A 26,822-nucleotide genomic window follows, 5' to 3' on the forward strand; every position below is an offset into this window, starting at 1 on the left:
TTTAGGTGCAGCGTCGTGTGTTTCTTGCCGGAGGTAGAGCACTGGATAGGCGATGGGCCCTACCGGGTTACTGACCTTAGNCAAANNCCGAATGCCGGTAAGTGAGAGCGCGGCAGTGAGACTGTGGGGGATAAGCTCCATGGTCGAGAGGGAAACAGCCCAGAGCATCGACTAAGGCCCCTAAGCGTACGCTAAGTGGGAAAGGATGTGGAGTCGCAGAGACAACCAGGAGGTTGGCTTAGAAGCAGCCACCCTTGAAAGAGTGCGTAATAGCTCACTGGTCAAGTGATTCCGCGCCGACAATGTAGCGGGGCTCAAGCGTACCGCCGAAGTCGTGTCATTGCAGCATGAGGGCCAACGCCCGCTGTGATGGGTAGGGGAGCGTCGTGTGCCGGGTGAAGCAGCCGTGGAAGCGAGTTGTGGACGGTTCACGAGTGAGAATGCAGGCATGAGTAGCGATACACACGTGGGAAACGTGTGCGCCGATTGACTAAGGGTTCCTGGGTCAAGCTGATCTGCCCAGGGTAAGTCGGGACCTAAGGCGAGGCCGACAGGCGTAGTCGATGGACAACCGGTTGATATTCCGGTACCCGCTTTGAAGCGCCAGCGCTGAACCCAGCGATGCTAAGCCCGTGAAGCCGTCGTGTGCGTCTTCGGACAAGCACGGAGTGGTGGAGCCGGTGGCCCAGACTGGTAGTAGGTGAGCGATGGGGTGACGCAGGAAGGTAGTCCAGCCCGGGCGGTGGTTGTCCCGGGGTAAGGGTGTAGGCCGTGTGGTAGGCAAATCCGTCACACATTGAAGGCTGAGACCTGATGCCGAGCCGATTGTGGCGAAGTGGATGATCCTATGCTGTCGAGAAAAGCCTCTAGCGAGTTTCATGGCGGCCCGTACCCTAAACCGACTCAGGTGGTCAGGTAGAGAATACCGAGGCGTTCGGGTGAACTATGGTTAAGGAACTCGGCAAAATGCCCCCGTAACTTCGGGAGAAGGGGGGCCACGTCTGGTGACGAGTCTTGCACTCCGAGCTGGGGGTGGCCGCAGAGACCAGCGAGAAGCGACTGTTTACTAAAAACACAGGTCCGTGCGAAGCCGTAAGGCGAGGTATACGGACTGACGCCTGCCCGGTGCTGGAACGTTAAGGGGACCGGTTAGCCTGGATTCGTCCGGGCGAAGCTGAGAACTTAAGCGCCAGTAAACGGCGGTGGTAACTATAACCATCCTAAGGTAGCGAAATTCCTTGTCGGGTAAGTTCCGACCTGCACGAATGGCGTAACGACTTCTCGACTGTCTCAACCATAGGCCCGGTGAAATTGCACTACGAGTAAAGATGCTCGTTTCGCGCAGCAGGACGGAAAGACCCCGGGACCTTTACTACAGTTTGATATTGGTGTTCGGTTCGGCTTGTGTAGGATAGGTGGGAGACTGTGAAGCCGTGACGCCAGTCATGGTGGAGTCGCCGTTGAAATACCACTCTGGTCGTGCTGGATGTCTAACCTGGGTCCGTGATCCGGATCAGGGACAGTGTCTGATGGGTAGTTTAACTGGGGCGGTTGCCTCCTAAAGGGTAACGGAGGCGCCCAAAGGTTCCNCTCAGCCTGGTTGGCAATCAGGTGTTGAGTGTAAGTGCACAAGGGAGCTTGACTGTGAGACCGACGGGTCGAGCAGGGACGAAAGTCGGGACTAGTGATCCGGCGGTGGCTTGTGGAAGCGCCGTCGCTCAACGGATAAAAGGTACCCCGGGGATAACAGGCTGATCTTCCCCAAGAGTCCATATCGACGGGATGGTTTGGCACCTCGATGTCGGCTCGTCGCATCCTGGGGCTGGAGTCGGTCCCAAGGGTTGGGCTGTTCGCCCATTAAAGCGGTACGCGAGCTGGGTTTAGAACGTCGTGAGACAGTTCGGTCCCTATCCGCTGTGCGCGTAGGAATATTGAGAAGGGCTGTCCCTAGTACGAGAGGACCGGGACGGACGAACCTCTGGTGTGCCAGTTGTCCTGCCAAGGGCATGGCTGGTTGGCTACGTTCGGGAGGGATAACCGCTGAAAGCATCTAAGCGGGAAGCCTGCTTCGAGATGAGTGTTCCCACCTCCTTGGAGAGGGTAAGGCTCCCAGTAGACGACTGGGTTGATAGGCCGGATATGGAAGCCCAGTGATGGGTGGAGTTGACCGGTACTAATAGGCCGAGGGCTTGTCCTCAGTTGCTCGCGTCCACTGTGTTGTTCCCGGGTTGCGAACAGTCGCACCGGCATACAACATCTATTCAAGTGAATAGTGTGCTTGTTCGCTCGAACCCGATAGGGTTTCGGTGGTCATAGCGTTAGGGAAACGCCCGGTTACATTCCGAACCCGGAAGCTAAGCCTTTCAGCGCCGATGGTACTGCAGGGGGGACCCTGTGGGAGAGTAGGACACCGCCGAACAATTTTTCAGGACCTTCGGTCCCAGCGTGCATGCTGGGATCGGAGGTCCTTTTTGTTGTCACCGGATTTGTTCGAAGCGCGATGGAACGCCCACTGCGCGAGAATGGCCGGCAGTACCAGAAGACAGGAGCCACACCCATGTCCACCAACTCCTCCGACGACCGTCCGGATCGCGAACCTCGTCGTAGGGACGGTGGGGGCGAGCGGGGCGGATTCCCGCGTGACGATCGCGCCCCGCGTCGCGACGACGATCGGCGGGGCGGTGGCGGCTTCCGCCGTGACGACCGCCGCGACGATCGTGGCGGTTTCCGGCGCGGGGACGATCGTCCGTCGTTCCGGCGCGACGACCGGGACCGCGGTGGATACCGGGGCGGAAGCTTCCGGCGGGACGACGACCGGCGGGACGACGACCGGCGGGGCGACGATCGGCGCGGTGGCGGCTACCGCTCCGACGACCGCCGCGATGACCGGGGTGGTTTCCCGCGCGACGACCGGGATCGTGGGCCGCGTCGTGATGATGACCGGCGGGGCGGTGGTGGTGGTTTCCGGCGTGAGGAGCGTCCGTCCTTCCCACGTGACGACCGTGCTCCGAGGCGCGACGACCGCCGCGACGACCGGCGGGATGACCGTAGGGACGAGCGTCGGGATGATCGTGGTGGGTTCCGGCGTGGGGATGACCGTCCGTCGTTCCGCCGTGACGACCGGGATCGGGATCGCGGGCCGCGTCGTGACGACGACCGGCGGGGCGGTGGCGGCTTCCGGCGCGACGACCGGGACCGCGGTGGATTCCGCGGCGGCCGCGACGACCGGGATCGGGATCGTGGGCCGCGTCGTGATGACGATCGGCGGGGTGGTGGCGGTGGTGGTTTCCGGCGTGAGGAGCGTCCGTCCTTCCCGCGTGATGATCGGGCTCCGAGGCGCGACGACCGGCGGGATGATCGTGGTGGGTTCCGGCGTGGGGACGACCGTCCGCCGTTCCGCCGTGACGACCGGGACCGGGACCGTGGGCCGCGTCGTGATGACGATCGGCGGGGTGGTGGCGGTGGTGGTTTCCGGCGTGAGGAGCGTCCGTCCTTCCCGCGTGATGATCGGGCTCCGAGGCGCGACGACCGCCGTGATGACCGCCGTGATGACCGCCGCGACGACCGGCGGGATGATCGTGGTGGGTTCCGGCGTGGGGACGACCGTCCGCCGTTCCGCCGTGACGACCGGGACCGGGACCGTGGGCCGCGTCGTGACGACGATCGGCGGGGCGGTGGCGGCTTCCGGCGCGACGACCGGGACCGTGGTGGATTCCGCGGCGGCCGCGACGACCGGCGCGACGATCGCCGGGACCGTGAGCCCATCAAGCGACTGCCCATCCCCGACGACGTCACCGGTGACGAGATCGACCAGGACGTGCGGCAGGAGCTGACGAGCCTGCCCAAGACCCTTGCCGAGGACGTCGCCCGCAACCTGGTCATGGTCGCCCGGCTCATCGACGAGGACCCCGAACAGGCGTACGCCTATTCGCGGATCGCCCTCCGGCTGGCCTCCCGTGTCGCCGCCGTCCGCGAGGCCGCCGGCTTCGCCGCGTACGCGACGCAGAGGTACGCCGAGGCCCTCGCCGAGTTCCGGGCCGCCCGGCGCATGACCGGGAACGTCGACCTGTGGCCCGTGATGGCTGACTGCGAGCGCGGTCTCGGCCGCCCCGAGAAGGCCCTCGCCATGGCCGGTGAACCGGAGGTGCAGAAGCTGGAGAAGGCCGGGCAGGTCGAGATGCGGCTCGTCGCCGCCGGGGCCCGCCGCGACATGGACCAGCTCGACGCCGCGATCGTCACCCTCCAGTCGCCCGAACTCGCGTCCCACTCCGTCCAGCCGTGGACCGCGCGCCTGCGGTACGCGTACGCCGACGCGCTCCTCGCCGCCGGCCGGGAGGACGAGGCGCGCGAATGGTTCGCCAAGGCGCTGGAGTCCGACAAGGAGGGCACCACCGACGCCTCCGACCGGCTTGCCGAGCTCGACGGCGTCGAGTTCGTCGACGCCTTCGAGGACGCGGAGGACGAGGACGCGGAGGACCGGGACCGGCCCGCCGGGGACGACGCCGACGAGGACGCCGGCACCGACGAGCACTGACCGCGCGGAGACGCGGAAAGGGGCGGCACCCCGCGGGGTGCCGCCCCTTTCCGCGTCCTCAGTCCAGGGCCAGGCTGCGCAGGACCAGGCCCGTCGCCGGCTTCGGGCCGAACGACGTCGACTTCCGGGGCATCGTCACGCCCTGGCGCGCCAGCTCCCGTACGACCTCCTCGCGCACCGGGTGCATCAGGACCGCCGTCGCCCCGTTCCGCTCCGCCTGCGTCACCGCCGCCCGCGCGTCGTGGATGTAGGCGATGTGCTCCGGGGCGTCGGGGACCCGCCACACGTGCTCCAGCAGCGTCGCGTGCAGCACCGTCGCGTCCAGCCGCCGCCACGCCTCCGGCCGGTCCCGGCGCACCGTGCGCTCCAGCAGGTCCGGGGCGGGGCGGTCCACCAGGTGGAAGCGGCCGTCGCCCGCCAGCAGGAACGCGTTGCCGTGGTCCGCCGCCTCCGCCAGGGCGTCCAGGGCCGCCTCCAGCGGTACGCCGTCCAGCGTCCGCACGCGGAACCCCCCGTCCAGGGCCGCCAGTGCCGAGGCGACCGGCAGGCGGTGCAGCAGCCGGTGGATCGCCCGCACCCGCAGCGGGTAGCGGCCGGTGTCGACGAGGAGGACCAGGCCGTAGTTCCACGGGCCCGGACCCGACCGCTCCTCGCGGAGCCGCAGGTACGTCGCCCAGCGGTGGTGGCCGTCCGCGATCAGCGCCTGGTGGTCCGCCAGGTCGTCCGCGACCGCCGTCAGTTCGGCCGGGTCGGTCACCGCCCACAGCCGGTGGTCGAAGCCGTCCTCCGTCGTCGTCGAGAGCAGCGGCGTGCCCGCCGTGGCCCGTTCGATCACGGCCGCCGTGCCCGAGGCGCGGTCCTCGCACCGGTACGTCAGCAGCAGCGGCTCCAGGTGCGCGCCCGTCGTCCGCATCAGGTCCGCGCGCTCCTCCACCACGTGTGGCATCACGTCCTCGTGCGGCAGGACCACGCCCTCGGCCGGCGGCGACAGCTCCAGCGCGCCGATCAGGCCGCGCTGCAGCAGGTCGCCCTTGCGCTGCTCGTACACGTACAGGGCGGGTTCGGCGTCGGGGGCGAGGACGCCGTCCTCCAGCCAGTCCGCGAGGGTGTCCGCCGCCCGGCGCGGACGGGCGTCGGCCGTCGGGGCCTGCGGCAGGATCAGCCGCACGATGTTGTAGGGGTCCGACGACTCCAGGTGGTCCAGCCCGTCCGGCCGCACGACCACGTCGTACGGCGGAGAAGTGACCGCGGCGAGGCTGCGCACCCGTTCGGGGACGTACCGCAGTCCGCGGAACGGCTTCAGACGCAGGCCGTCGTCGGCCGCGGTACCTCTTTCGTTCATCCCTGCATCGTAGGTGTGGCGTACGGATGAGCGATGATCGGGGGACGGGATCCGCCGGACGAGTGAGGAGCCAGGTTGATGGGGCGGCACGGACGGAGCGCGCCGGGTGGCAGTTCGACCGCGTTGAGCGCGGCCTACGACACGGCGCTGCTGGACCTGGACGGCGTCGTGTACGCGGGCGGCGAGGCCGTTTTGCACGCGGTGGAGGCGCTGGGGGAGGCGCGGGCCGGCGGGATGCGCCTCGCGTACGTCACCAACAACGCGCTGCGCACCCCCGAGGCCGTCGCGGCGCACCTCACCGAGCTGGGCGTGCCCGCCGAGCCGGCCGACGTGGTCACGTCGGCGCAGGCCGTGGCGCGGCTCGTCGCCGACCGGCTGCCGCGGGGGTCGCGCGTCCTGGTGGTCGGCGGCGAGGGGCTGCGGGTGGCGCTGCGCGAGCGGGGGCTGGTCCCCGTGGAGTCCGCGGACGACGACCCGGCGGCCGTCGTCCAGGGGTACGGCGGGCCCGACCTGCCGTGGGGCCGGTTCGCGGAGGCGTCGTACGCGATCGCGCGGGGGGTGCCGTGGTACGCGTCCAACACCGACCTGACCATCCCCGGGGCGCGCGGCATCTCGCCCGGCAACGGCGCCGCCGTGGAGGTGGTGCGCATCGCGACGGGCGCCGAGCCGCACGTCGCGGGCAAGCCGCTGCCGCCCATGCACCGCGAGACGGTCCTGCGGACCGGGGCGCGGCGGCCCCTGGTCGTGGGGGACCGGCTCGACACCGACATCGAGGGCGCGTACAACGGCGGTGCCGACTCGCTGCTCGTGCTCACCGGCGTGACCACCCCGGCGGTGCTGCTCGCGGCCCGGCCCGAGCACCGGCCGACGTACGTCGACGCCGATCTGCGGGGGCTGCTGACCGGCCAGCCCGAGGTGACCGGCACTGCGGCGGACGGTTTTCGCTGCGGGGGGTGGACCGCGAAGGCCGACGGCGGCGCGCTCGCCCTCGGCGGGGACGGTGAGCCGCTCGACGGGCTGCGGGCGCTGTGCGCGGCCGCCTGGAGCCACGCCGGGGACGGGTCGTGCGCCCTGGACGCGGGGGAGGCGCTGGCCGGACTGGGGTGGTGACACCCCCGTGATCACCATGGGGAGGGTAGGCTAACCTAACCGGGTGTTGGTTGAGAGCTCCACCGAGCAGAGCGCGAAACCCGGGGCCGCCGCGCCCCGTGGGCGCCGGTCGAAGCGCGCCGCCGGGCTGCTGCTGTCCCTGGGCGTGCTGGCGCTCGTGTGCGTCGCGAGCGTCGCCGTCGGCGCCAGGCCGGTGCCGCTCGGCGACGTCTGGCACGGCCTGTTCCAGTACTCCGGGACCGACAACGACGTCCTCATCGCCGAGGTCCGCGTCCCGCGCACGCTGCTCGGCCTCCTCGCCGGCGTCGCGCTCGGCCTGGCCGGCGCCGTCATGCAGGCCCTCACCCGCAACCCGCTCGCCGAACCGGGCCTGATGGGCGTCAACGCGGGCGCCGCGGCCGCCGTGGTCACCGCGACCGGCGTCCTCGGCGTGACGTCCTTCCTGGGGTACGTGTGGTTCGCGTTCGCCGGTGCCGCGGTCGCCTCGGTGCTGGTGTACGTGCTCGGCGGCGGGCGCGGCGCCACCCCGGTGCGGCTCGCGCTGGCCGGTACCGCCGCGACCGCCGCGCTGTACGGGTACGTCAACGCCGTCCAGCTCCTCGACTCGGCGGCCCTGGACCGGCTGCGGTTCTGGACCGTCGGGTCGCTGGCCGGCGCCGACGCGGAGATCGTCGAGGTGGTCGGCCCGTTCGTCGCCGCCGGTGTCGCGCTGGCCGCGGCGGTCGCCCGGCCCCTGAACGCCATGGAGATGGGGGACGACACCGCCCGCGCGCTCGGCGCGAGCCTCACCGGCACCCGGGTGCGGGCCGTGCTCGCCGTGACCCTGCTGTGCGGCAGCGCGACCGCCGCGTGCGGGCCGATCGTCTTCGTGGGGCTGATGGTGCCGTACCTGGTCCGCGCGGTCACCGGGCCCGACATGCGGTGGATCCTGCCCTACGCGGCGGTCCTCTCGCCGGTGCTGCTGATCGGCTCCGACATCGTCGGCCGCGTCGTCGTCCGCCCCTCCGAGCTCCAGGTCGGCATCGTCACGGCGCTGATCGGCGGGCCCGTCTTCCTCCACCTCGTACGCCGCAAGAGGATGGTCCAGCTGTGACCGCGCCCCCCGCGCCCGCCGCCGCGCCGGCCCCGCCGGCCCGCACCCGCACCGTCCGGGCCGTCCGCACGCGGGGCGGGCTGTCCGTCCGGGTCGAGCCGCGCACCGTGGCCGTCTGCCTGCTGCTGTCCGCGCTGGTCCTGGTCGTCGGTGTCGTCCTCGTCGGCAGCGGCGACTTCCCCGTCGCGCCCGGCGACGTCGTCGCCACCCTCCTCGGCGGGGGCACCGCCGCGCAGGAGTTCGTCGTCCTCGACCTGCGGCTGCCGCGCGTCCTCGTCGCGGTCCTGGTCGGCGCGGGCCTGGCCGTCGGCGGGGCGGTCTTCCAGACCGTCACCCGCAACCCGCTCGGCAGCCCCGACATGCTCGGCGTCAACCAGGGGGCGATCGTCGGGGCCCTCACGGTGATCGTGCTGTTCCACGGCGACGCCACCGCCGTCGCGGCCGGCGGGCTCGCCGGCGGCACGCTGACCGGCGTCGCCGTGTACGTCTTCGCGTGGAAGCGGGGCGTGCACGGCTTCCGGATCGTCCTCGTCGGCATCGGGCTCGCCGCGATGCTGACCGCGGTGATCCACTACCTGATCACCAAGGCGAACCTGGTCGACGCGACCCGCGCGGTCGTGTGGATGACGGGTTCCCTGGAGGGCCGCGACTGGACCCAGTTCCGGCCGCTGCTCGCCGCCACCGCCGTCCTGCTGCCGGTGGTCCTCGCCTACGGGCGGCCGCTGCGGATGCTGGAGATGGGCGACGACGCGGCGTACGCGCTGGGCGTGCGGGTGGAGCGGGTGCGGATGGTGCAACTGGTGTGCGCGACGCTGCTCGTCGCCTCCGCCACCGCCGCGGCGGGCCCCATCACGTTCGTCGCGCTCAGCGCCCCCCAGGTGGCCCGCCGGCTGACCCGGTCGCCGGGGCCGAACCTGGGCGCGTCCGCCCTGGTGGGCGCGGTGATGCTGCTGGTCGCCGACTGGGCGGCCACCCACGCCTTCGGCGGGCGCCAGCTTCCCGTCGGCGTCGTCACCGGCGTCGTCGGCGGCTGCTACCTGCTGTGGCTCCTGGTCACCGAGCGCCGGGCAGGCCGGATATGACCCCCGTGAACGACCAGAGCGCCAGGAGTACGCCCATGCAGTCCCAGCCCCCGCGGCAGCGTCTCGCCGCGGAGTCCGTCACCCTCGCCTACGACCAGCGGACCGTCGTCCGGGACCTGTCCGTGGAGATCCCCGACAACTCCTTCACGGTGATCGTCGGGCCCAACGCCTGCGGCAAGTCCACGCTGCTGCGCGCCCTCGCCCGGATGCTGAAGCCCACGCGGGGCCGGGTGCTGCTGGACGGGCAGGCCATCCACTCCATGCCCGCGAAGCAGGTCGCGCGCACGCTCGGGCTGCTGCCCCAGTCGTCGATCGCGCCGGACGGCATCACCGTCGCCGACCTCGTCGCCCGGGGCCGCTACCCGCACCAGGGGCTGCTGCGGCAGTGGTCGGCGCAGGACGAGCGGATCGTGCGGGAGTCGATGGAGGCCACCGGCGTCGGCGGGCTGGGCGACCGGTACGTCGACGAGCTGTCCGGCGGGCAGCGCCAGCGGGTGTGGATCGCGATGGCGCTCGCCCAGCAGACGCCGCTGCTGCTGCTCGACGAGCCGACGACGTACCTCGACATCCAGCACCAGATCGACGTCCTCGACCTGTGCGCCGAGCTCCACGAGACGCAGGGCCGCACCCTCGTCGCCGTCCTGCACGACCTGAACCACGCCGCCCGGTACGCCACGCACCTCGTCGCCGTGCGCGGCGGGGAGATCGTCGCCCAGGGCCCGCCGTCCGAGGTCGTCACCGCCGAACTCGTCGAGCGGGTCTTCGGCCTGCGCTGCCAGGTCATCGACGACCCCGAGACGGGCACGCCGCTGGTCGTCCCGGCGGCCCGGCGGGCGCGGGCGCCGCGGGTGTAGCCGCCCCCGGCCGGGGCGGTGCCGCTGCGGACCGGCGGTGCGCGGGGGCTTCGCGGTAGCGTCGGGGCATGGACGCCACGCCCCCGGAAGAGCCCCCGCNNNCNCCGGACACCGCCCGCACCCCGCCGCCCCCGGCCGGGGCGGACGGCGGCGCGCCGGACCCGCCCGGCGCCGGGCGGGTTGCCACCGGGCACGCCCCCGTGGACGCCCTGCTGGAGCGGCTGGACGACACCGGCCGGCTCGCGGCGGACGCACACCTGGAGGTGTACGAGGATGTACACCGGGGGCTGCGCGACGTGCTGGCCGCGCTGGACGCCCCCTCCCCGACGGGACCCCCGAACGACCACAGGAGCTGAACCGAACGTGGCAGGAGTGGCACGCCGCCGTCTCGACGCCGAGCTTGTGCGCCGCAAGCTCGCCCGCTCGCGCGAACACGCGAGCCAGCTGATCGCGGCGGGGCGGGTGACCGTCGGCGGCGCCACCGCCGCCAAGCCCGCCACCCAGGTCGAGACCGCCGCGGCCATCGTCGTCGCCCAGGACGACGCCGATCCCGAGTACGTGTCGCGCGGCGGCCACAAGCTCGCCGGGGCGCTCGCCGCGTTCACCCCGCGGGGACTGGCCGTCGAGGGGCGGCGGGCCCTCGACGCCGGGGCGTCCACGGGCGGTTTCACCGACGTCCTGCTGCGCTCCGGCGCCGCGCACGTCGTCGCCGTCGACGTCGGGTACGGGCAGCTCGCCTGGTCGCTGCAGAGCGACGACCGGGTCACCGTGAAGGACCGCACCAACGTACGGGAGTTGACGCTCGACGCGATCGGCGGCGAACCCGTGGACCTGGTCGTCGGGGACCTGTCGTTCATCCCGCTCGGCCTGGTCCTGCCGGCGCTCGCCGGTGTGACCGGGCCCGGCGCCGACCTCGTGCTGATGGTCAAGCCGCAGTTCGAGGTGGGCAGGGAGCGGCTCGGCAGCGGCGGTGTGGTCCGCAGCCCCGAACTGCGCGCCGAGGCCGTGCGGAACGTGGCGCGGCAGGCCGCCGCGCTCGGGCTGGGCGTGCTGGGCGTCACCGCGAGCCCCCTGCCCGGCCCGTCCGGCAACGTCGAGTACTTCCTGTGGCTGCGGGCCGGGGCGCCCGCCCTGGACCCGGCCGACGTCGACCGCGCCGTGGCGGAGGGACCCCGTTGACCCCGCGGCCGACCGCGGCGCCGCGGACCGTCTTCCTCCTCGCGCACACCGGGCGGCCCGCCGCGGTGCGCAGCGCGGAACTCGTCGTCCTGGGCCTGCTGCGCAGCGGCATCGGCGTGCGGGTGCTGGCCGCGGAGGCCGCCGACCTGCCGCTGCCGCCGTCCGTGGAGACCGTCCCGGAGGCCACGCCCGACGTCCTGGACGGCTGCGAACTGCTGATCGTCCTCGGCGGCGACGGGACGCTGCTGCGCGGCGCCGAGTTCGCCCGCGCGTCCGGCGTGCCGATGCTCGGCGTCAACCTGGGGCGGGTCGGGTTCCTCGCCGAGGCCGAACGCGACGACCTCGACAAGGTCGTCGACCGGGTCGTCACCCGCGCCTACGAGGTCGAGGAGCGCATGACCCTCGACGTCGTCGTCTACGACAACGGCGACGTCCTGCACACCAACTGGGCGCTGAACGAGGCCGCCGTGCAGAAGGTCGCGCCCGAGCGCATGCTGGAGGTCGTCCTCGCCATCGACGGGCGCCCGGTGACCGGCTTCGGCTGCGACGGCGTGATCTGCGCGACACCCACCGGGTCCACCGCGTACGCCTTCTCCGCGGGCGGGCCGGTGATCTGGCCGGAGGTGGAGGCGCTGCTGATGGTGCCGATCGGCGCGCACGCGCTGTTCGCGAAGCCGCTGGTGACGACGCCCGACTCGGTGCTGGCCGTGGAGGTCGAGCCGCACACCCCCGACGGGGTGCTGTGGTGCGACGGGCGGCGCACCGTCACCCTGCCCGCCGGCGCGCGGGTGGAGGTGCGGCGCGGATCGGTGCCGGTACGGTTGGCGCGGCTGCACCACGCCTCGTTCTCGGACCGGCTCGTCGCCAAGTTCGCGCTGCCCGTGTCGGGCTGGCGCGGCGCCCCGCACTAGCCGCGGGGCGGGGGTCGTCGCATCGGGGCCGCCGGACCTCGTATGGTCTTCCACGTGCTGGAGGAGATGCGGATACGGTCGCTCGGAGTCATCGACGACGCGGTGGTCGAGCTGTCGCCCGGGTTCACCGCGGTGACCGGTGAGACGGGCGCGGGCAAGACCATGGTCGTGACCAGTCTGGGGCTGCTGCTCGGCGGGCGCGCCGACCCGGCCCTGGTGCGGATCGGGGCCGCGTCCGCCGTCGTGGAGGGCCGCGTCGGCGTCGAACCCGGCTCCGCGGCGGCCCGCCGCGCCGAGGAGGCCGGTGCCCAGCTCGACGACGGCGCGCTGCTCATCAGCCGCACCGTCTCGGCCGAGGGCCGCTCGCGGGCGCACCTCGGCGGGCGCAGCGTCCCCGTGGGGCTGCTCGCCGAGCTGGCCGACGACCTCGTCGCCGTCCACGGCCAGACCGACCAGCAGGGCCTGCTCAAGCCCGCCAGGCAGCGCGCCGCGCTCGACCGGTACGCGGGCGACGCCGTCGCCGTGCCGCTCGCCGCGTACGGCGAGGCGTACCGGCGGCTGCGGGCGCTCGACGCCGAGCTGGACGAGCTGACCACGCGCGCGCGGGAACGCGCGCAGGAGGCGGACCTGCTGCGGTTCGGGCTGGCGGAGATCGAGGCGGTCGCGCCCCGCCCCGGCGAGGACGCGGAACTGGCCGCCGAGGCCGAACGGCTCGGCCACGCCGAGGCCCTCGCCTCCGCCGCCGCGCTCGCGCACGGCGCGCTCGCCGGGGACCCGGAGGACCCGGAGTCGGTCGACGCGACGACGCTGGTCGGCGCCGCGGGGCGCGCCCTGGAGGCCGTACGCTCCCACGACCCGGCCCTGGCCTCGCTCGCCGACCGGGTCGGGGAGATCTCGATCCTCCTCACCGACGTGGCGGGCGAACTCGCCGGGTACGCCGACGGCCTGGACGCCGACCCGCGGCGGCTGGCCGCCGTCGAGGAGCGGCGCGCCGCGCTGGCCGGGCTGACCCGCAAGTACGGCGAGGACGTCGCCGCCGTCCTCGCCTGGGCGGAGGAGGGCGCCGCCCGGCTGACCGAACTCGACGGCGACGACGACCGGATCGCGGAGCTGACGGCCGAACGGGACGCCCTGCGCGCCGAGCTGTCGCGGCTGGCGCAGACCCTCACCGGCGCCCGGACGGAGGCGGCCGCGCGCTTCGCCGACGCGGTCACCGCCGAGTTGGCGTCGCTGGCGATGCCGCACGCGCGCGTGTCGTTCGACATCCGGCAGACCGAGGACCCGGACGGCGTCGAGGTCGGCGGGCGGCGCGTCGCCTACGGGCCGTCCGGCGCCGACGAGGTGGAGCTGCTGCTGGCACCGCACCCGGGCGCCCCGCCGCGGCCCATCGCGAAGGGCGCGTCCGGGGGCGAGCTGTCCCGGGTGATGCTCGCGGTGGAGGTCGTCTTCGCCGGTACGGACCCGGTGCCGACCTACCTGTTCGACGAGGTCGACGCCGGTGTCGGCGGCAAGGCGGCCGTCGAGATCGGCCGGCGCCTGGCGAGGCTGGCCAGGACGGCGCAGGTGGTCGTCGTGACGCACCTGCCGCAGGTCGCGGCGTTCGCCGACCGGCAGCTGCTGGTGGAGAAGACCAGCGACGGCTCGGTCACCCGGTCCGGCGTGACCCTCCTGGAGGGCGAGGACCGGGTGCGGGAGCTGTCGCGGATGCTCGCCGGGCAGGAGGACTCGCAGGCGGCCCGGGCCCACGCGGAGGAACTCCTGGCGACCGCCCGCGCGGACCTCTGAACCCGGCCGCGCGGCGGGGGCGGCCCGAGTAGGGTGGCGGACGTGATCGACCGCCCCGTCAGGACCGCCGCCGTCTGCGGCACGGCCGCCGCGGTGACCCGCGCCGTGCACGCGGGGCTGCGGCGCCGCCGCCGGCCCGGGTGGGAGCGGGTCAACCACGCGGGCCGCGCCGTCGGCCTGTACGCGGGCCCCGCCGTCGCCGCCGGGACGGCCCTGGCCGCCCTCGGTGCCGTCCCGCCCCGGGAGCGGGCCGCCGCCGTGCAGGCCGTCCTGGCCGGGGCGCTCTGCGGGGCCTACGACGACCTGCGCGGCGACCACCGGCGCGGCCTGCGCGCCCACCTCGGGGCGCTGCGGCACGGCGAGGTCACCAGCGGGGCCGTCAAGCTGTTCGGGATCGGCGCCGCCGGGCTGGCGGCGGGCGTCCTGCTGAAGGAGCGTCCACTCGACCGGCTGCTCACGGGCGTGGTGGTCGCGGGCGCCGCCCACTTCGTGAACCTCCTCGACGTGCGGCCCGGACGCGCCGCGTCGGCCGTCCTGGTCCTCGGAGTGCCCGGCGTGGTGCGGGGCGGGCCGCTCGCCGCCGCGCCCGCGGGGGCCGCCGCGGCGGTCCTCGGCGACGACCTGCGGGAGCGCACGATGCTCGGCGACACCGGGGCGCACGCGCTGGGCGCGGCCCTCGGCGTGGCCGTCGCCGCCGGGAACGGGCGGCTCGGGCTGGCCCTGCACGCCGCCGCGTTCACCGCCGCCGCCGTCGCCGGGGAGAGCGTCAGCCGACTCGCGCGCTCACCCGTGTGAGTGATCCCGGCGGCGGTGTCGCGCCGTCGTGCGCCGGAAAGTGGCGGGAAGCGGCGGGCCCGGCCCGGGAGCAGTGCCGGAACGCCCGTACGGGCTGGCATCCTTGGCGCGTGAAACAGCTGCGTACGGTCCAGGTCCTGGGCGGCGGTGGCGCGGGCAGCGGCGCCCACGTCAGGTCGCTGGCCTCCGGGCTTGTGGCGAGGGGCGTACGGGTGACCGTGTGCGCCCCCGCGGAGGTGGACCGCACCCACGACTTCATGGGCGCCGGCGCGTGCTTCGTGCCCGTGCCGACCCGCGGCGACCCGCTGACCGTGGGCGCGCTGCGGGCCGTGTGCTCGGGCGCCGACCTCGTCCACGCGCACGGGCTGAACGCCGCGGTCCGGTCCGCGGTGGCCCTCGCCGCGCAGCGGACGCCGCTCGTCGTCACCTGGCACTTCGGGCCGCACGCCGAGGGAGTGGGCGGGCGGTTGCTGCGGCTGGTGGAGCGGAAGGCCGTGCGCGCGGCCGCCGTCGTCCTCGCCACGTCGCCGGAGCTGGTGGACCGGGCGCGCCGGCGGGGCGCCCGCGACGCCCGTCTCGCCCCCGTGGCCCCGCCGCCGCCGCACCGTCCCGCCGACCTGCCCGGGGAGAAGGCGCGGGCCGAACTCGGCGCGGTCGGCAGGCCGCTGGTGGTGACGGCCGGCCCCCTGGAGCCGCACCGGGGGCACGGCACGCTGCTGGACGCGTCCCGGCGGTGGCTCGGCCACGACCCGGTGCCGCTGGTCGCCGTCGCCGGTGAGGGCCCGCGGCGGGCCGCGCTCCAGCGGCGCGTCGACGCCGAGGGACTGCCGGTGCGGCTGCTCGGGCGGCGTGACGACGTGGCCGCGCTGCTGGCCGCGGCGGACGTGGCGGTGCTGGCCGGCCGCTGGGAGTCGCGGGCGTCGCTCGCCCGGGAGGCGCTGCGGCTGGGCGTCCCCCTGGTCGCCACGGCGGCGGACGGGGCGCGGGGGCTGGTCGGTGACGCCGCAGAGCTCGTCCCGCACGGGGACTGCGTACGGCTCGCGTCGGCCGTGACCCGCCTGCTGACGGACCCGGTCCGGCACGCGGCGCTCGCGGCGGCCGGGCCGCGGCAGGCCGGGACGTGGCCGACGGAGGAGGAGACCCTCGCCCAGGTGCTGAGCGTCTACGACGAGCTGTGCGCACCTCCGGGCCCCCGCGCACCGGGCCCCCGGCCCAGGACGGACGCCTAGCGCCGGGCCCGGCCCGGCCCGGCGCCGGGCCCGTGCGGGCCGACCCGGCCCGGCACGCGGCGCTCGCGCGGTCNGCNCCGCGCACGGCCGGTACCGCTCCCGAGGGCCGGCCGGGGCGGCACGGCGGCGCCGCCCGGACGGGGCGGACGGGACGCCGCCCCGCGCGCGGGCGGGTCAGCCGCCGTACGCGCCGCTCGCGGTCAGCCGCAGCGCCGTGTCGATCAGCGGCACGTGGCTGAACGCCTGGGGGAAGTTCCCGACCTGCCGCTGGAGGCGGGGGTCCCACTCCTCGGCGAGCAGCCCCAGGTCGTTGCGCAGGCCGAGCAGCTTCTCGAACAGCTTGCGCGCCTCGTCGACCCGGCCGATCATCGCCAGGTCGTCGGCCATCCAGAACGAGCACGCCAGGAAGGCGCCCTCGTCGCCGGGCAGGCCGTCCACGCCCTCGTCGAAGCCCTGCGTCGGATAGCGCAGGATGAAGCCGTCCTCCGTGGACAGCTCCCGCTGGATCGCCTCGATCGTGCCGATGACCCGCTTGTCGTCCGGCGGCAGGAAGCCCACCTGCGGGATGAGCAGCAGCGCGGCGTCCAGCTCCCGCGAGCCGTACGACTGCGTGAACGTGTTGCGCTCCGGGTCGTAGCCCTTCTCGCACACGTCGCGGTGGATCTCGTCGCGCAGCTCGCGCCACCGCTCCAGCGGGCCGTCGGCGTCGCCGGACTCGATCAGCCGGATGGTGCGGTCGACGGCGACCCACGCCATGACCTTGGAGTGGACGAAGTGGCGGCGCGGGCCGCGCACCTCCCAGATGCCCTCGTCGGGCTCGTTCCAGTGCTTCTCCAGGTAGTTGATCAGCTTCAGCTGGAGGAGCGAGGCGTAGTCGTTGCGGGCCAGGCCGGTCATGTGGGCCAGGTGCAGGGCCTCGGTGACCTCGCCGTACACGTCGAGCTGGAGCTGCGCGGCGGCGCCGTTGCCGACGCGGACCGGGGCGGAGCCCTCGTAGCCGGGCAGCCAGTCCAGCTCCGCCTCGCCCAGCTCTCGCTCGCCCGCGATGCCGTACATGATCTGCAGGTTCTCCGGGTCCCCGGCGACCGCGCGCAGCAGCCACTCGCGCCAGGCGCGGGCCTCCTCGCGGTAGCCGGTGCGCAGCAGCGAGGAGAGCGTGATCGCCGCGTCCCGCAGCCAGGTGTAGCGGTAGTCCCAGTTGCGCACGCCGCCGATGTCCTCCGGCAGGGAGGTCGTCGGCGCGGCGACGATGCCGCCGGTCGGCGCGTACGTCAGCGCCTTCAGCGTGATCAGGGAGCGGACCACCGACTCGCGGTACGGGCCGCGGTAGGTGCAGTGGTCGACCCACTCGCGCCAGAAGGCCGTGGTCGCCTCCAGCGCCCCCTCGGGGTCGGGCAGCGGGGGCTGCGCGTGGTGCGAGGGCTGCCAGCTGAGGGTGAAGGCGATCCGCTCGCCGGCGGCGACGGTGAAGTCCGCGTACGTGGTGAGGTTCTCGCCGTACGTCTCGCACTGCGTGTCGAACCACACCGAGTCGGGTCCGGCGACGGCGACCGTGCGGTTGTCGACCTTGTGGACCCACGGCACGATCCGGCCGTAGCTGAACCGCATCCGCAGCGCGGAGCGCATCTTCACCCGGCCGCTGACGCCCTCGACGATCCGCACCAGCTGCGGCGCGCCGTCGCGGGGCGGCATGAAGTCGGTGATGCGCACCGTGCCGCGCGGCGTGTCCCACTCGGATTCCAGGATGAGGGAGTCGCCCCGGTAGCGGCGGCGGTCGGCGGCCGGAGGCTCGGACCCCTCGGCGTGCTCCGGCCCGATCCGCCAGAATCCGTGCTCCTCGGTCCCGAGGATTCCTGCGAAGACGGCGTGCGAGTCGAAGCGGGGCAGGCACAGCCAGTCCGCCGTGCCGTCCCGGCAGACCAGGGCGGCGGTCTGCATGTCTCCGATGAGTGCGTAGTCCTCGATGCGCCCGGCCACGTGCAATCTCCAGTCGAACGGCCACGTTCGCCCCGCGGGGCGCTTACTGGGGTCAGGGTCAAGGATCGTTGGCGCGAGGGGTCCCGGACGACGGGCGGGGTGGTGTCGTACGAAGGACTGACTCGGCAACGGGTGTCCGAGCAGGATACGACGCGCCCGGGTCTTCCGTGTGGTCCTCCCGGGAGAAGCCGGTGGCGCGGACGGTCCGGACCAAGGGGCGCGTACCCGTTGCGCGCACGCATGCAGCCCGGTGCGCACGCCTTTGTTCCGCACAGACTCGAACACTCATCCACAGGATCGCACAATGGCTGATTCGCAGGGGTCGTATGGCCGGAACGCGGTCCTCTTCCGTCGCTGATACCCTGGTAGCCCGTGGACCGGTGGGCGCCGCAGAACCGATCGGCGGCCCCCGAACCGCAGCGACGGCACCTTCGGAGGCCCCGGGCCCCCTCAGGGCTCCTCCGGAACGGACGCCGGTACGCACCTCCAGACCGCGACCACGGGAGCCCCCTCTTGGCCATGCCGCCCGCTGCTTTCCGAAACAGCACAGCCACGACGACCAAGCACATCTTCGTCACCGGGGGTGTCGCCAGCTCCCTCGGCAAGGGCCTGACCGCCTCCAGCCTGGGGGCGCTCCTCAAGGCGCGGGGCCTGCGGGTCACGATGCAGAAGCTCGACCCGTACCTGAACGTCGACCCCGGCACGATGAACCCGTTCCAGCACGGCGAGGTGTTCGTCACCAACGACGGCGCCGAGACGGACCTGGACATCGGCCACTACGAGCGCTTCCTCGACGTCGACCTCGACGGCTCCGCCAACGTCACCACCGGCCAGATCTACTCCACCGTCATCGCCAAGGAGCGGCGCGGCGAGTACCTCGGCGACACGGTGCAGGTCATCCCGCACATCACCAACGAGATCAAGCACCGCATCCGCCGCATGGCCACCGACGACGTGGACGTCGTCATCACGGAGGTGGGCGGCACGGTCGGCGACATCGAGTCGCTGCCGTTCCTGGAGACCGTCCGCCAGGTCCGCCACGAGGTCGGGCGGGACAACGTCTTCGTGGTGCACATCTCGCTGCTGCCGTACATCGGCCCGTCCGGCGAGCTGAAGACCAAGCCGACCCAGCACAGCGTCGCCGCCCTGCGCAACATCGGCATCCAGCCCGACGCGATCGTGCTGCGCGCCGACCGGGACGTCCCGACCGCCATCAAGCGCAAGATCTCCCTGATGTGCGACGTGGACGAGGCGGCCGTGGTCGCCGCCATCGACGCCAAGTCGATCTACGACATCCCCAAGGTGCTGCACACCGAGGGCCTCGACGCCTACGTCGTCCGCAAGCTGGACCTGCCCTTCCGCGACGTCGACTGGACGGTCTGGGAGGACCTGCTCGACCGCGTCCACAACCCGGAGCACGAGGTCACGGTCGCCCTCGTCGGCAAGTACATCGACCTGCCCGACGCCTACCTGTCGGTCACCGAGGCCATGCGCGCCGGCGGCTTCGCCAACAAGGCCCGGGTCAAGGTCAAGTGGGTCACCTCCGACGACTGCAGGACCCCCTCCGGCGCGGCCCAGCAGCTCGGCGACGTCGACGCGGTCGTCATCCCCGGCGGCTTCGGCGAGCGCGGCGTCGACGGCAAGGTCGGCGCCATCCGGTACGCCCGCGAGAACAGGGTCCCGCTGCTCGGCCTCTGCCTGGGCCTGCAGTGCATCGTCATCGAGGCCGCGCGGAACCTCGCCGGCATCGCCGACGCGAACTCCACCGAGTTCGACGCCGCCACCTCCCACCCGGTCATCTCGACGATGGAGGAGCAGCTGGCGTACGTCGAGGGCGCGGGCGACCTGGGCGGCACCATGCGGCTCGGCCTGTACCCGGCGAAGCTCGCGGAGGGCTCCGTCGTCCGCGAGGTCTACGGCGACCAGCCGTACGTCGAGGAGCGGCACCGCCACCGCTACGAGGTGAACAACGCCTACCGCGCGGAGCTGGAGAAGAAGGCCGGCATCGTCTTCTCCGGCACCTCCCCGGACAACAAGCTCGTCGAGTACGTCGAGTACCCGCGCGAGGTCCACCCCTACCTGGTGGCCACCCAGGCCCACCCCGAGCTGCGGTCCCGGCCGACCCGGCCGCACCCGCTGTTCGCCGGACTGGTGAAGGCCGCCGTGGAGCGGCAGCGGGCCGCCGGGTCCGAGGCGTGACGCCCTGACCGCGGGTTATACGGTTGGCCGGGGCGCGGGTCCGCTCGGACCGGCGCCCCGGCCGACGCGCTGAGGGAGGACGACCGCATGACCATCGAGGACACGCCGGCCGAGTGGCGGGTCACCGCGACCGAGACCCCGTTCCGGGGCGGCAAGACCAGTGTCCGCACGGACGAGGTGGTCATGCCCGACGGCTCGGTCGCGCGCCGCGACTACCAGGTCCACCCCGGATCGGTCGCCGTGCTCGCGCTCGACGACGAGGACCGCGTCCTCGTGCTGCGCCAGTACCGGCACCCCGTGCGCCGGAAGCTGTGGGAGATCCCGGCCGGCCTGCTCGACGTGCCGGGCGAGAACCCGCTGCGCGCGGCCCGGCGGGAGCTGTACGAGGAGGCCCACGTCAAGGCGGACGAGTGGCGCGTCCTGACCGACGTGTACACCTCTCCGGGCGGCTCCGACGAGGCCCTGCGGATCTTCCTGGCGCGCGGTCTGTCGGAGGCGGACGGGGAGCGCTTCGAGGCCGCCGAGGAGGAGGCCGACATGGAGGTCGCCCGGGTGCCGCTGACCGAGCTGGCGCGGGGCATCCTGGCGGGGCGCCTGCACAACGACTGCCTGGTGGTCGGCGTGCTGGCGGTCCTCGCCGCGCGGGCGGGCGACGGCCTGGACGCGCTGCGCCCCGCGGAGGCGCCCTGGCCGGCGAGGCCCTTCACGGCCTGAGCGGGGCCGGCGTCCGGGCGGACCCGGCGCCGGCCATCCGGCATCGGCCGGTGTGACGATCTGCTGATCCGATCGGGTGATGCACGGGCCGTGCTCCGTACGGGACGCCCGCGGTGCTGAACTACGCTCGGCTCACCCGCCCGGGCACCCGGCGGGGCAGCACGTGACGCAGGCGGACGGGAGCGTGACCCGTGACGGACCAGGCGGTGAACAGCGGCGGAACCGGGCGCCCCGCGGACGGCGCGGACGGCGCGGAGCGCCCGGGTGCCGGCGCTCGCCGCCCTGCGGACGGTGCCCGCGCGGACACGGGCGCGGAGCCGGCGCCGCCCGGCGCCGGACGCCCGCGTCCCGTCCCCGCACCGGCCGCCGGCCCGTCCGCCCCGGCCGCTTCGGATCCCGGCGGCGCCGCCCGCGCCGGCGGTGCCGGCACTCCCGCGCCCGCCGCTTCCGCGGAGCCCCCGCAGGCCCCCGGCCGGGACGGCGACGGCGCCGTACCGCAGGACCGCGGACGGCGGTTCTTCGGGCGGGTGCGGGAGATCAAGGCGCTGCGGGTCGACATCTCGCGGGCCGGACTCGACACCCTCGCCGGGCGGAAGGCGCCCCGCGCACGGGTGCTGCTCATCGCCGGGCGCCCCGGGTCCGGGCGGACCGCGCTCGCCGAGGAGCTGGTCCGGGACCTGGAGCGCGGATACCGCGACGGGGTGCTGCGGGCCCGCCTCACCGAGCCGGGCGGCGAGGCCGTACCGGTCGGGCGCGTGGCCCGCGCGCTCCTAAAGGGCCTCGGCGTCGCCGCGCCGGCCGGGGCCGACGAGGACGACGTCGGCGAACTGCTGCGGACCGCCCTCCGGGACCGCCGCGTCCTGCTGCTCCTCGACGACGCCGCCGACGCCGAGCAGGTGGACGCCCTGCTCCCGGACAACCCCGAGTGCCTGGTCGTGGCCATCGCGCAGGGCCCCCTCACCGGCATCCCCGACGTGCGGCCCTGCACGGTCGGCGGGCTCGACACCAAGGCCGCCGTCGAACTCCTGGGCACCTGCACCGGCTCCGTCCGCATCACCGTCGACCCGCAGGCCGCCGAGACCCTCGCCGAGCTGTGCGCCGGCCAGCCCGCCGCGCTCGTCCTCGCGGGCGGGTGGCTCGCGGCCCGCCCCACCGCGTCCGTCGCCGACCTGGCCAAGCGGCTGCGCGCGGTGCCGGACGACGACGGCCGCCCCGCCGCGCTCCGGCCGCTCGCCCGCGCGTTCCGCCTGGCGTACGACTCGCTGCCCGCGCCCGGCGCGCGCGCCCTGCGCCTGCTCGCCCTCGCCCCGCTGGGCCTGGTGGACCCGCAGACCCTGTCCGCGCTGGCCGGCTGCTCGGTGTCGGCCGCCGCCTCGCTGCTCGACGGCTTCGTCGCGCTCGGATTCGTACGCCAGGCCCCGCCCGGCCGGTACGAGGTGCCCGGATGCCTGATGCCGCTGCTGAGGGAGCGGCTCGCCGCCGAGGACCGGCCCGCCGAGACGCAGCTGGCGCGGGCGCGCATGCTGGAGCGGACCGTACGGCTCCTGCAGTCCTGCCGGGCGGTCACCGAGCCCGCGGGCACCCCCGCGCGCCGCCGCCACGCCGGGCTGCCGCGCGCCCTGCGCTTCCCCGGCCGCGAGGCCGCCGCCGACTGGCTGGACCTGCGGCAGCCCGCCCTGCTGGCCTCCGCGCGCCTCGCGGTCGCGGACGGGGAGCTGGACACGCTCGCCCGACGCCTGATCGCCGCGCTCGTACGGGCCCTGGCCGCGCACCGGGGCACCGAGGCCGCCGCGCCCGAGCTGTACGGCCTCCACCGGCTCGTCCTGGACGTCGCCGAGCGCCGCGGCCTGCACCGGGAGCGCGCCGCCGCCCTGCTGAACCTCGCCGACCTGGACGCCGCCACCGGCCGCACCCGCGACGCCCTGGCCCGCTACCGGGCCGCCCTGGACGCCGGCCGGCTGGCGGACGACCCGTACGCGACCGGCCGCGCGATGGAGTCCGTCGGCGGCGCCTACCAGGAGCTGGGCGACTGGCAGCGGGCCGCCGACTGGTACGGCCGGGCCCTCGCGCAGCGGCTCGCCCGGGACGAGCGGGCCGACCAGGCGCGGTTGTACGGCCGGCTCGGCGCCGTCCACGCGTACGCCGGACGCCACGCCGAGGCGCTGCGCGACTGGCGCGCGGCGGCGGCCGGTTACCGGCGCCTCGGGGACGTGGCGGGCTACGCCAGGGCGCTGGCCGAGACGGCCCGGGTGCAGGAGTACGCGGGCCGCCCGGAGGACTCCCTGCGCACCTGCGAGGAGGCCGTCGAGTGGGCCCGCCGCGCCGGTGACGCGCGCCTCCACGCCGCGCTGCGGCTCCGTCTGGCCGACACCCTCGACCGGCTCGGGGACCCCGCCGCGGCCCGGCTGCACCGGGTCGCCGCCGAACGGCTCCTCGGCCCCGGCGGGCCCGCCGCGCAGCCCGGGGCCACGCATCGGGACCTCATGAGGAATGCCGCACCCCCTGCCTGCGAAATCCGTGGTAGTTCCCAGGAAAATTAAAACTTTGTAAGGCTGGACACAGAGAAGTCCTTCATTAGACTGGGTTGGTCGCGCTCACTTGCTGCGTATCCCGATGTGTCCTGAAACATGCGGGTATGTATCGCCATGGAGCGCTCTACCCCTGTTACCCCTGATTCAAGGACCGTGATCGACGATGAAGGTCGGCATCCCCCGCGAGGTCAAGAACAACGAGTTCCGCGTCGCCATCACCCCGGCCGGCGTGCACGAGCTCGTCCGCCACGGCCACGAGGTCCTCGTCGAGCGGAACGCCGGGGTCGGCTCCTCGATCGCGGACGACGAGTACGTGGCCGCGGGGGCGCGGATACTCCCCACCGCCGACGAGGTCTGGGCCGCCGCCGACCTGCTGCTGAAGGTCAAGGAGCCCGTCGCCGAGGAGTACCACCGCCTCCGCAAGGACCAGACCCTCTTCACCTACCTGCACCTCGCCGCGTCCCGCGAGTGCACCGACGCGCTGCTGGCCTCCGGCACCACCGCCATCGCCTACGAGACGGTCGAGACCGCCAACCGCGCCCTGCCGCTGCTCGCCCCGATGTCCGAGGTCGCGGGCCGGCTCGCCCCGCAGGTCGGCGCGTACCACCTGATGCGCGCGGCCGGCGGGCGCGGGGTCCTGCCGGGCGGCGTGCCCGGTGTGATCCCGGCCAAGGCCGTGGTCATCGGCGGCGGCGTCTCCGGCTGGAACGCCGCGCAGATCGCCGTCGGCATGGGCTTCGAGGTCACCCTGCTCGACCGCGACATCAACAAGCTCCGCGAGGCCGACAGGATCTTCGGCACCAGGGTCAAGGCCGTCATGTCCAACTCGTTCGAGCTGGAGAAGGCCGTCCTGGAGGCCGACCTCGTCGTCGGCGCCGTCCTCGTCCCGGGCGCCAAGGCCCCGAAGCTGGTCAGCAACGAGCTGGTGTCCCGCATGAAGCCCGGAAGTGTCCTTGTCGACATCGCGATCGACCAGGGCGGCTGCTTCGAGGACTCCCACCCCACCACGCACGCCGAGCCGACCTTCCGGGTCCACGACTCGATCTTCTACTGCGTGGCCAACATGCCCGGCGCCGTCCCGAACACCTCGACCTACGCCCTGACCAACGCCACGCTGCCCTACATCGTGTCGCTGGCCGACAACGGCTGGGCCGAGGCGCTGCGCCGCGACCCGGCGCTGGCCAGGGGCCTCAACACCCACGACGGGAAGGTCGTCTACCGGGAAGTCGCCGAGGCGCACGGCCTGGACCACGTGGAGCTCGCCTCCCTCGTCGGCTGACGCCCGCGCACCTTCCCCAAACGGCGGCGCGCACGGGGGACTTCACCCGCCCGCGACCGGCGCCGCCCCGTCAACCGCACGCCTCCGGCCGGACCTCGTGGGACGAGGTCCGGCCGGAGGCGCGTCCGGCCGCGCCCACTGCCTGAAGTCGCCGTGAACGCGGCCCTTCGACCGTTTCGCACGCCCGCGAAACACGCCGACGGGCGCCTTCAGGCCCTTGACAGGAAGGCGCCCGGGCACCGACACATCCCGCCGCGTCCGCCCGATTGTGTTGCTGCGAAGCGGTGACACGCCATAGAGTCGCCAACCGTCGGCATGGTGCCACGCTGACCTATCGATAAGTTTCCTGGCCCGTCCAAGGAGGTAAGACGACTTGTGAATGAGTCGACATTTGCTCCCGGGGTCGCGCGGCCGGGAACGCCGGCGGCGGGCCGCGGTGGCCCGTCGTCCGAACCCGAGGTCGCCGTCCGGACGTTCGCGACGCACCAGCACATGACGACATCCCACACGATGAGGACGATGGACGGCCAACACGTGAACGCCATGGCCGGCAACGACAGTGGCCGAGACTCCACCCACTTCGCCGCCTACGACGAGCTCCCCGAGGGGCACTTCTACGACCCCGACGCCGAGTACGAGCCCGACCCCGAGTACGCGGCCACCCTCGCCCCCGACGCCGCCCGGCAGCGCCGCGAGCGGATCGGCCCGACCGGGCGGCCCCTGCCGTACTTCCCCATCCCCGGCCCGCTCACCGAGCACGGCCCCGCGAAGATCATCGCGATGTGCAACCAGAAGGGCGGCGTGGGCAAGACCACCTCGACCATCAATCTGGGCGCCGCGCTCGCGGAGTACGGACGGCGGGTGCTGCTCGTCGACTTCGACCCGCAGGGCGCCCTGTCGGTCGGCCTCGGCGTCAACCCGATGGAACTCGACCTCACCGTCTACAACCTGCTCATGGAGCGGGGCATGTCGGCGGACGAGGTCCTCCTGAAGACCGCCGTGCCCAACATGGACCTCCTGCCGAGCAACATCGACCTGTCGGCCGCCGAGGTGCAGCTCGTCAGCGAGGTCGCCCGCGAGTCGACCCTGCAGCGCGCCCTCAAGCCGCTGCTGCAGGACTACGACTACATCGTGATCGACTGTCAGCCGTCCCTCGGCCTGCTGACGGTCAACGCGCTGACGGCCGCCCACAAGGTGATAGTCCCGCTCGAGTGCGAGTTCTTCGCGCTCCGCGGGGTCGCGCTGCTCACGGAGACCATCGAGAAGGTCCAGGAGCGCCTCAACCCCGAGCTGGAGCTCGACGGCATCCTCGCCACGATGTACGACTCCCGGACCGTCCACAGCCGCGAGGTCCTCGCGCGCGTGGTCGAGGCCTTCGACGACCACGTCTACCACACGGTCATCGGCCGCACCGTCCGCTTCCCGGAGACCACGGTCGCGGGCGAGCCCATCACCACGTACGCCTCGAACTCGGTCGGCGCGGCCGCCTACCGCCAGCTCGCCAGGGAGGTGCTCGCCCGGTGTCACGCCGAGTGAGTCTGCCCGGAGCCGACGAGCTGTTCCGCACGACCGGGGGCACGGCCCTCCAGGCGTCCACGCCCCGGCGCCAGCCCGCGCAGGAGGCCGCCCGGGTGCCCGGGCAGGGCGGCGAGCAGGACCAGCCGCCCGAGGAGCACGCGGCGGCGGGCGACCCCGGGACCGCGCGGCCCCGGACGCGGGCGGCGGCCNGCNNGCCGGAGCCCGCCGCGGCCTCCGGGACGGCGNCNNCGCCGGGCGCCCCGGCCGCCCGGCGGGGACGGCGCTCCCCGAGCCGGCGGCCCAGCGGGCGGGAGCGCCACGACGAGAAGATCACCGTGTACGTCTCCGCCGAGGAGCTGATGGACCTGGAGCACGCGCGCCTGGTCCTGCGCGGGGAGCACGGACTGGCCGTGGACCGCGGGCGCATCGTCCGCGAGGCCGTCGCGGTGGTCCTGGCCGACCTGGAGTCCCGGGGGGACGCGAGCATCCTCGTGCGGCGGCTGAGGGGCCGCTGAGCGGGACCCGCGCGCCGCGCGGCCCCGTCGCGTACGCCCGGAAGGAGCGCGTGCGGGCGTCTCCGGCGGGCCGCCCGCGCGTGGTGCGCCGCCGGGCGGGCGCGCCCGGGTAGCCTACGGGCCGCCGCCCCCGCACCCCCTGGACCACGATGCCCCCGAACCCTTTACATTACAT

General features: G+C 73.6%; 18 protein-coding genes, 2 rRNA genes and 2 pseudogenes (1 of these 22 running past the window's edge). 20 read left to right on the forward strand and 2 right to left on the reverse strand.

What is annotated here, in order from left to right:
- The 4 genes from MW084_RS20005 to MW084_RS20020 all read left to right on the forward strand — a co-directional run.
- Positions 1-2,197: ribosomal RNA gene (locus MW084_RS20005) — 23S ribosomal RNA — on the forward strand (it extends 921 nt beyond the left edge of the window).
- A 105-nt stretch (positions 2,198-2,302) separates the two neighbouring features.
- A 5S ribosomal RNA gene (rrf, locus tag MW084_RS20010) occupies positions 2,303-2,419 on the forward strand.
- Positions 2,420-2,471: 52 nt separating this feature from the next.
- Positions 2,472-3,833, forward strand: a complete 1,362-nt coding sequence (locus tag MW084_RS20015) for a hypothetical protein (protein WP_275563862.1) — start codon at positions 2,472-2,474, stop codon at positions 3,831-3,833.
- Positions 3,773-4,534, forward strand: a complete 762-nt coding sequence (locus tag MW084_RS20020) for a tetratricopeptide repeat protein (RefSeq protein WP_039830259.1) — start codon at positions 3,773-3,775, stop codon at positions 4,532-4,534. Before MW084_RS20015 ends, MW084_RS20020 begins: the two co-directional genes overlap by 61 nt.
- A 58-nt stretch (positions 4,535-4,592) precedes the next feature.
- On the opposite strand, the gene MW084_RS20025 is transcribed toward MW084_RS20020, so the two are convergent.
- Complete coding sequence (locus MW084_RS20025; RefSeq protein WP_010476510.1) at positions 4,593-5,876, reverse strand: DUF1015 domain-containing protein; 1,284 nt, start codon at positions 5,874-5,876, stop codon at positions 4,593-4,595.
- Between the two features lie 78 nt (positions 5,877-5,954).
- On the opposite strand from MW084_RS20025, the gene MW084_RS20030 reads away from it, so the two are divergent.
- From MW084_RS20030 to MW084_RS20075, 9 genes are all read left to right on the forward strand, one after another.
- Positions 5,955-6,986 carry an HAD-IIA family hydrolase gene (locus tag MW084_RS20030; RefSeq protein WP_010476509.1) on the forward strand — a complete coding sequence of 344 codons (1,032 nt, stop codon included), beginning with the start codon at positions 5,955-5,957 and terminating at the stop codon, positions 6,984-6,986.
- A 46-nt stretch (positions 6,987-7,032) separates the two neighbouring features.
- The gene (locus MW084_RS20035) at positions 7,033-8,079 is read left to right on the forward strand and encodes a FecCD family ABC transporter permease (RefSeq protein WP_420833773.1); all 1,047 of its coding nucleotides are present in this window, start codon (positions 7,033-7,035) and stop codon (positions 8,077-8,079) included.
- On the forward strand, positions 8,076-9,161 hold the full coding sequence (locus MW084_RS20040; protein WP_010474108.1) for a FecCD family ABC transporter permease: 1,086 nt from the start codon (positions 8,076-8,078) through the stop codon (positions 9,159-9,161). The genes MW084_RS20035 and MW084_RS20040 overlap by 4 nt, the downstream gene beginning before the upstream one ends.
- 35 nt (positions 9,162-9,196) lie before the next feature.
- A complete protein-coding gene (locus MW084_RS20045) occupies positions 9,197-10,015 on the forward strand; it encodes an ABC transporter ATP-binding protein (RefSeq protein ID WP_010474110.1) in 819 nt (272 codons plus the stop codon).
- A 363-nt stretch (positions 10,016-10,378) separates the two neighbouring features.
- On the forward strand, positions 10,379-11,194 hold the full coding sequence (locus tag MW084_RS20055) for a TlyA family RNA methyltransferase (RefSeq protein WP_010474113.1): 816 nt from the start codon (positions 10,379-10,381) through the stop codon (positions 11,192-11,194).
- Positions 11,191-12,105: an NAD kinase gene (locus tag MW084_RS20060; protein ID WP_010474115.1), complete on the forward strand. Its 915-nt coding sequence runs from the start codon at positions 11,191-11,193 to the stop codon at positions 12,103-12,105. The genes MW084_RS20055 and MW084_RS20060 overlap by 4 nt, the downstream gene beginning before the upstream one ends.
- Before the next feature lie 42 nt (positions 12,106-12,147).
- Positions 12,148-13,890 carry a DNA repair protein RecN gene (gene recN / locus MW084_RS20065; protein WP_010474117.1) on the forward strand — a complete coding sequence of 581 codons (1,743 nt, stop codon included), beginning with the start codon at positions 12,148-12,150 and terminating at the stop codon, positions 13,888-13,890.
- Between the two features lie 42 nt (positions 13,891-13,932).
- Positions 13,933-14,685 (forward strand): hypothetical protein, encoded by a 753-nt coding sequence (locus MW084_RS20070; RefSeq protein ID WP_010474119.1) that lies wholly within the window; start codon positions 13,933-13,935, stop codon positions 14,683-14,685.
- 110 nt (positions 14,686-14,795) lie between these two features.
- Positions 14,796-15,914: a glycosyltransferase family 4 protein gene (locus MW084_RS20075; protein WP_050986844.1), complete on the forward strand. Its 1,119-nt coding sequence runs from the start codon at positions 14,796-14,798 to the stop codon at positions 15,912-15,914.
- 174 nt (positions 15,915-16,088) lie between these two features.
- On the opposite strand, the gene MW084_RS20080 is transcribed toward MW084_RS20075, so the two are convergent.
- Positions 16,089-17,891 (reverse strand): glycoside hydrolase family 15 protein, encoded by a 1,803-nt coding sequence (locus MW084_RS20080; RefSeq protein ID WP_010474121.1) that lies wholly within the window; start codon positions 17,889-17,891, stop codon positions 16,089-16,091.
- Between the two features lie 519 nt (positions 17,892-18,410).
- On the opposite strand from MW084_RS20080, the gene MW084_RS20085 reads away from it, so the two are divergent.
- From MW084_RS20085 to MW084_RS20115, 7 genes and pseudogenes are all read left to right on the forward strand, one after another.
- Positions 18,411-20,090, forward strand: a complete 1,680-nt coding sequence (locus MW084_RS20085; RefSeq protein WP_010474122.1) for a CTP synthase — start codon at positions 18,411-18,413, stop codon at positions 20,088-20,090.
- Positions 20,091-20,177: 87 nt separating this feature from the next.
- Positions 20,178-20,804, forward strand: coding sequence for an NUDIX domain-containing protein (locus MW084_RS20090; protein WP_010474123.1), 627 nt, complete (start codon positions 20,178-20,180; stop codon positions 20,802-20,804).
- Positions 20,805-21,331: 527 nt separating this feature from the next.
- On the forward strand, positions 21,332-23,344 hold the full coding sequence (locus MW084_RS20095; RefSeq protein ID WP_275563725.1) for a tetratricopeptide repeat protein: 2,013 nt from the start codon (positions 21,332-21,334) through the stop codon (positions 23,342-23,344).
- 154 nt (positions 23,345-23,498) lie between these two features.
- Positions 23,499-24,614 (forward strand): alanine dehydrogenase, encoded by a 1,116-nt coding sequence (gene ald, locus MW084_RS20100; RefSeq protein ID WP_010474125.1) that lies wholly within the window; start codon positions 23,499-23,501, stop codon positions 24,612-24,614.
- A gap of 510 nt (positions 24,615-25,124) precedes the next feature.
- Positions 25,125-26,150 (forward strand): ParA family protein, encoded by a 1,026-nt coding sequence (locus tag MW084_RS20105; protein WP_029553766.1) that lies wholly within the window; start codon positions 25,125-25,127, stop codon positions 26,148-26,150.
- A pseudogene (locus MW084_RS20110) lies at positions 26,135-26,344 on the forward strand (hypothetical protein); the annotation flags it as partial. The gene MW084_RS20105 and the pseudogene MW084_RS20110, both read left to right, overlap by 16 nt.
- Before the next feature lie 37 nt (positions 26,345-26,381).
- Positions 26,382-26,647 (forward strand): annotated as a pseudogene (locus MW084_RS20115) (hypothetical protein); the annotation flags it as partial.
- Positions 26,648-26,822 lie beyond the last annotated feature (175 nt).

Origin of the sequence: Streptomyces sudanensis, from assembly GCF_023614315.1 — a bacterium.
In the GTDB taxonomy this organism is placed as follows: domain Bacteria; phylum Actinomycetota; class Actinomycetes; order Streptomycetales; family Streptomycetaceae; genus Streptomyces; species Streptomyces sudanensis.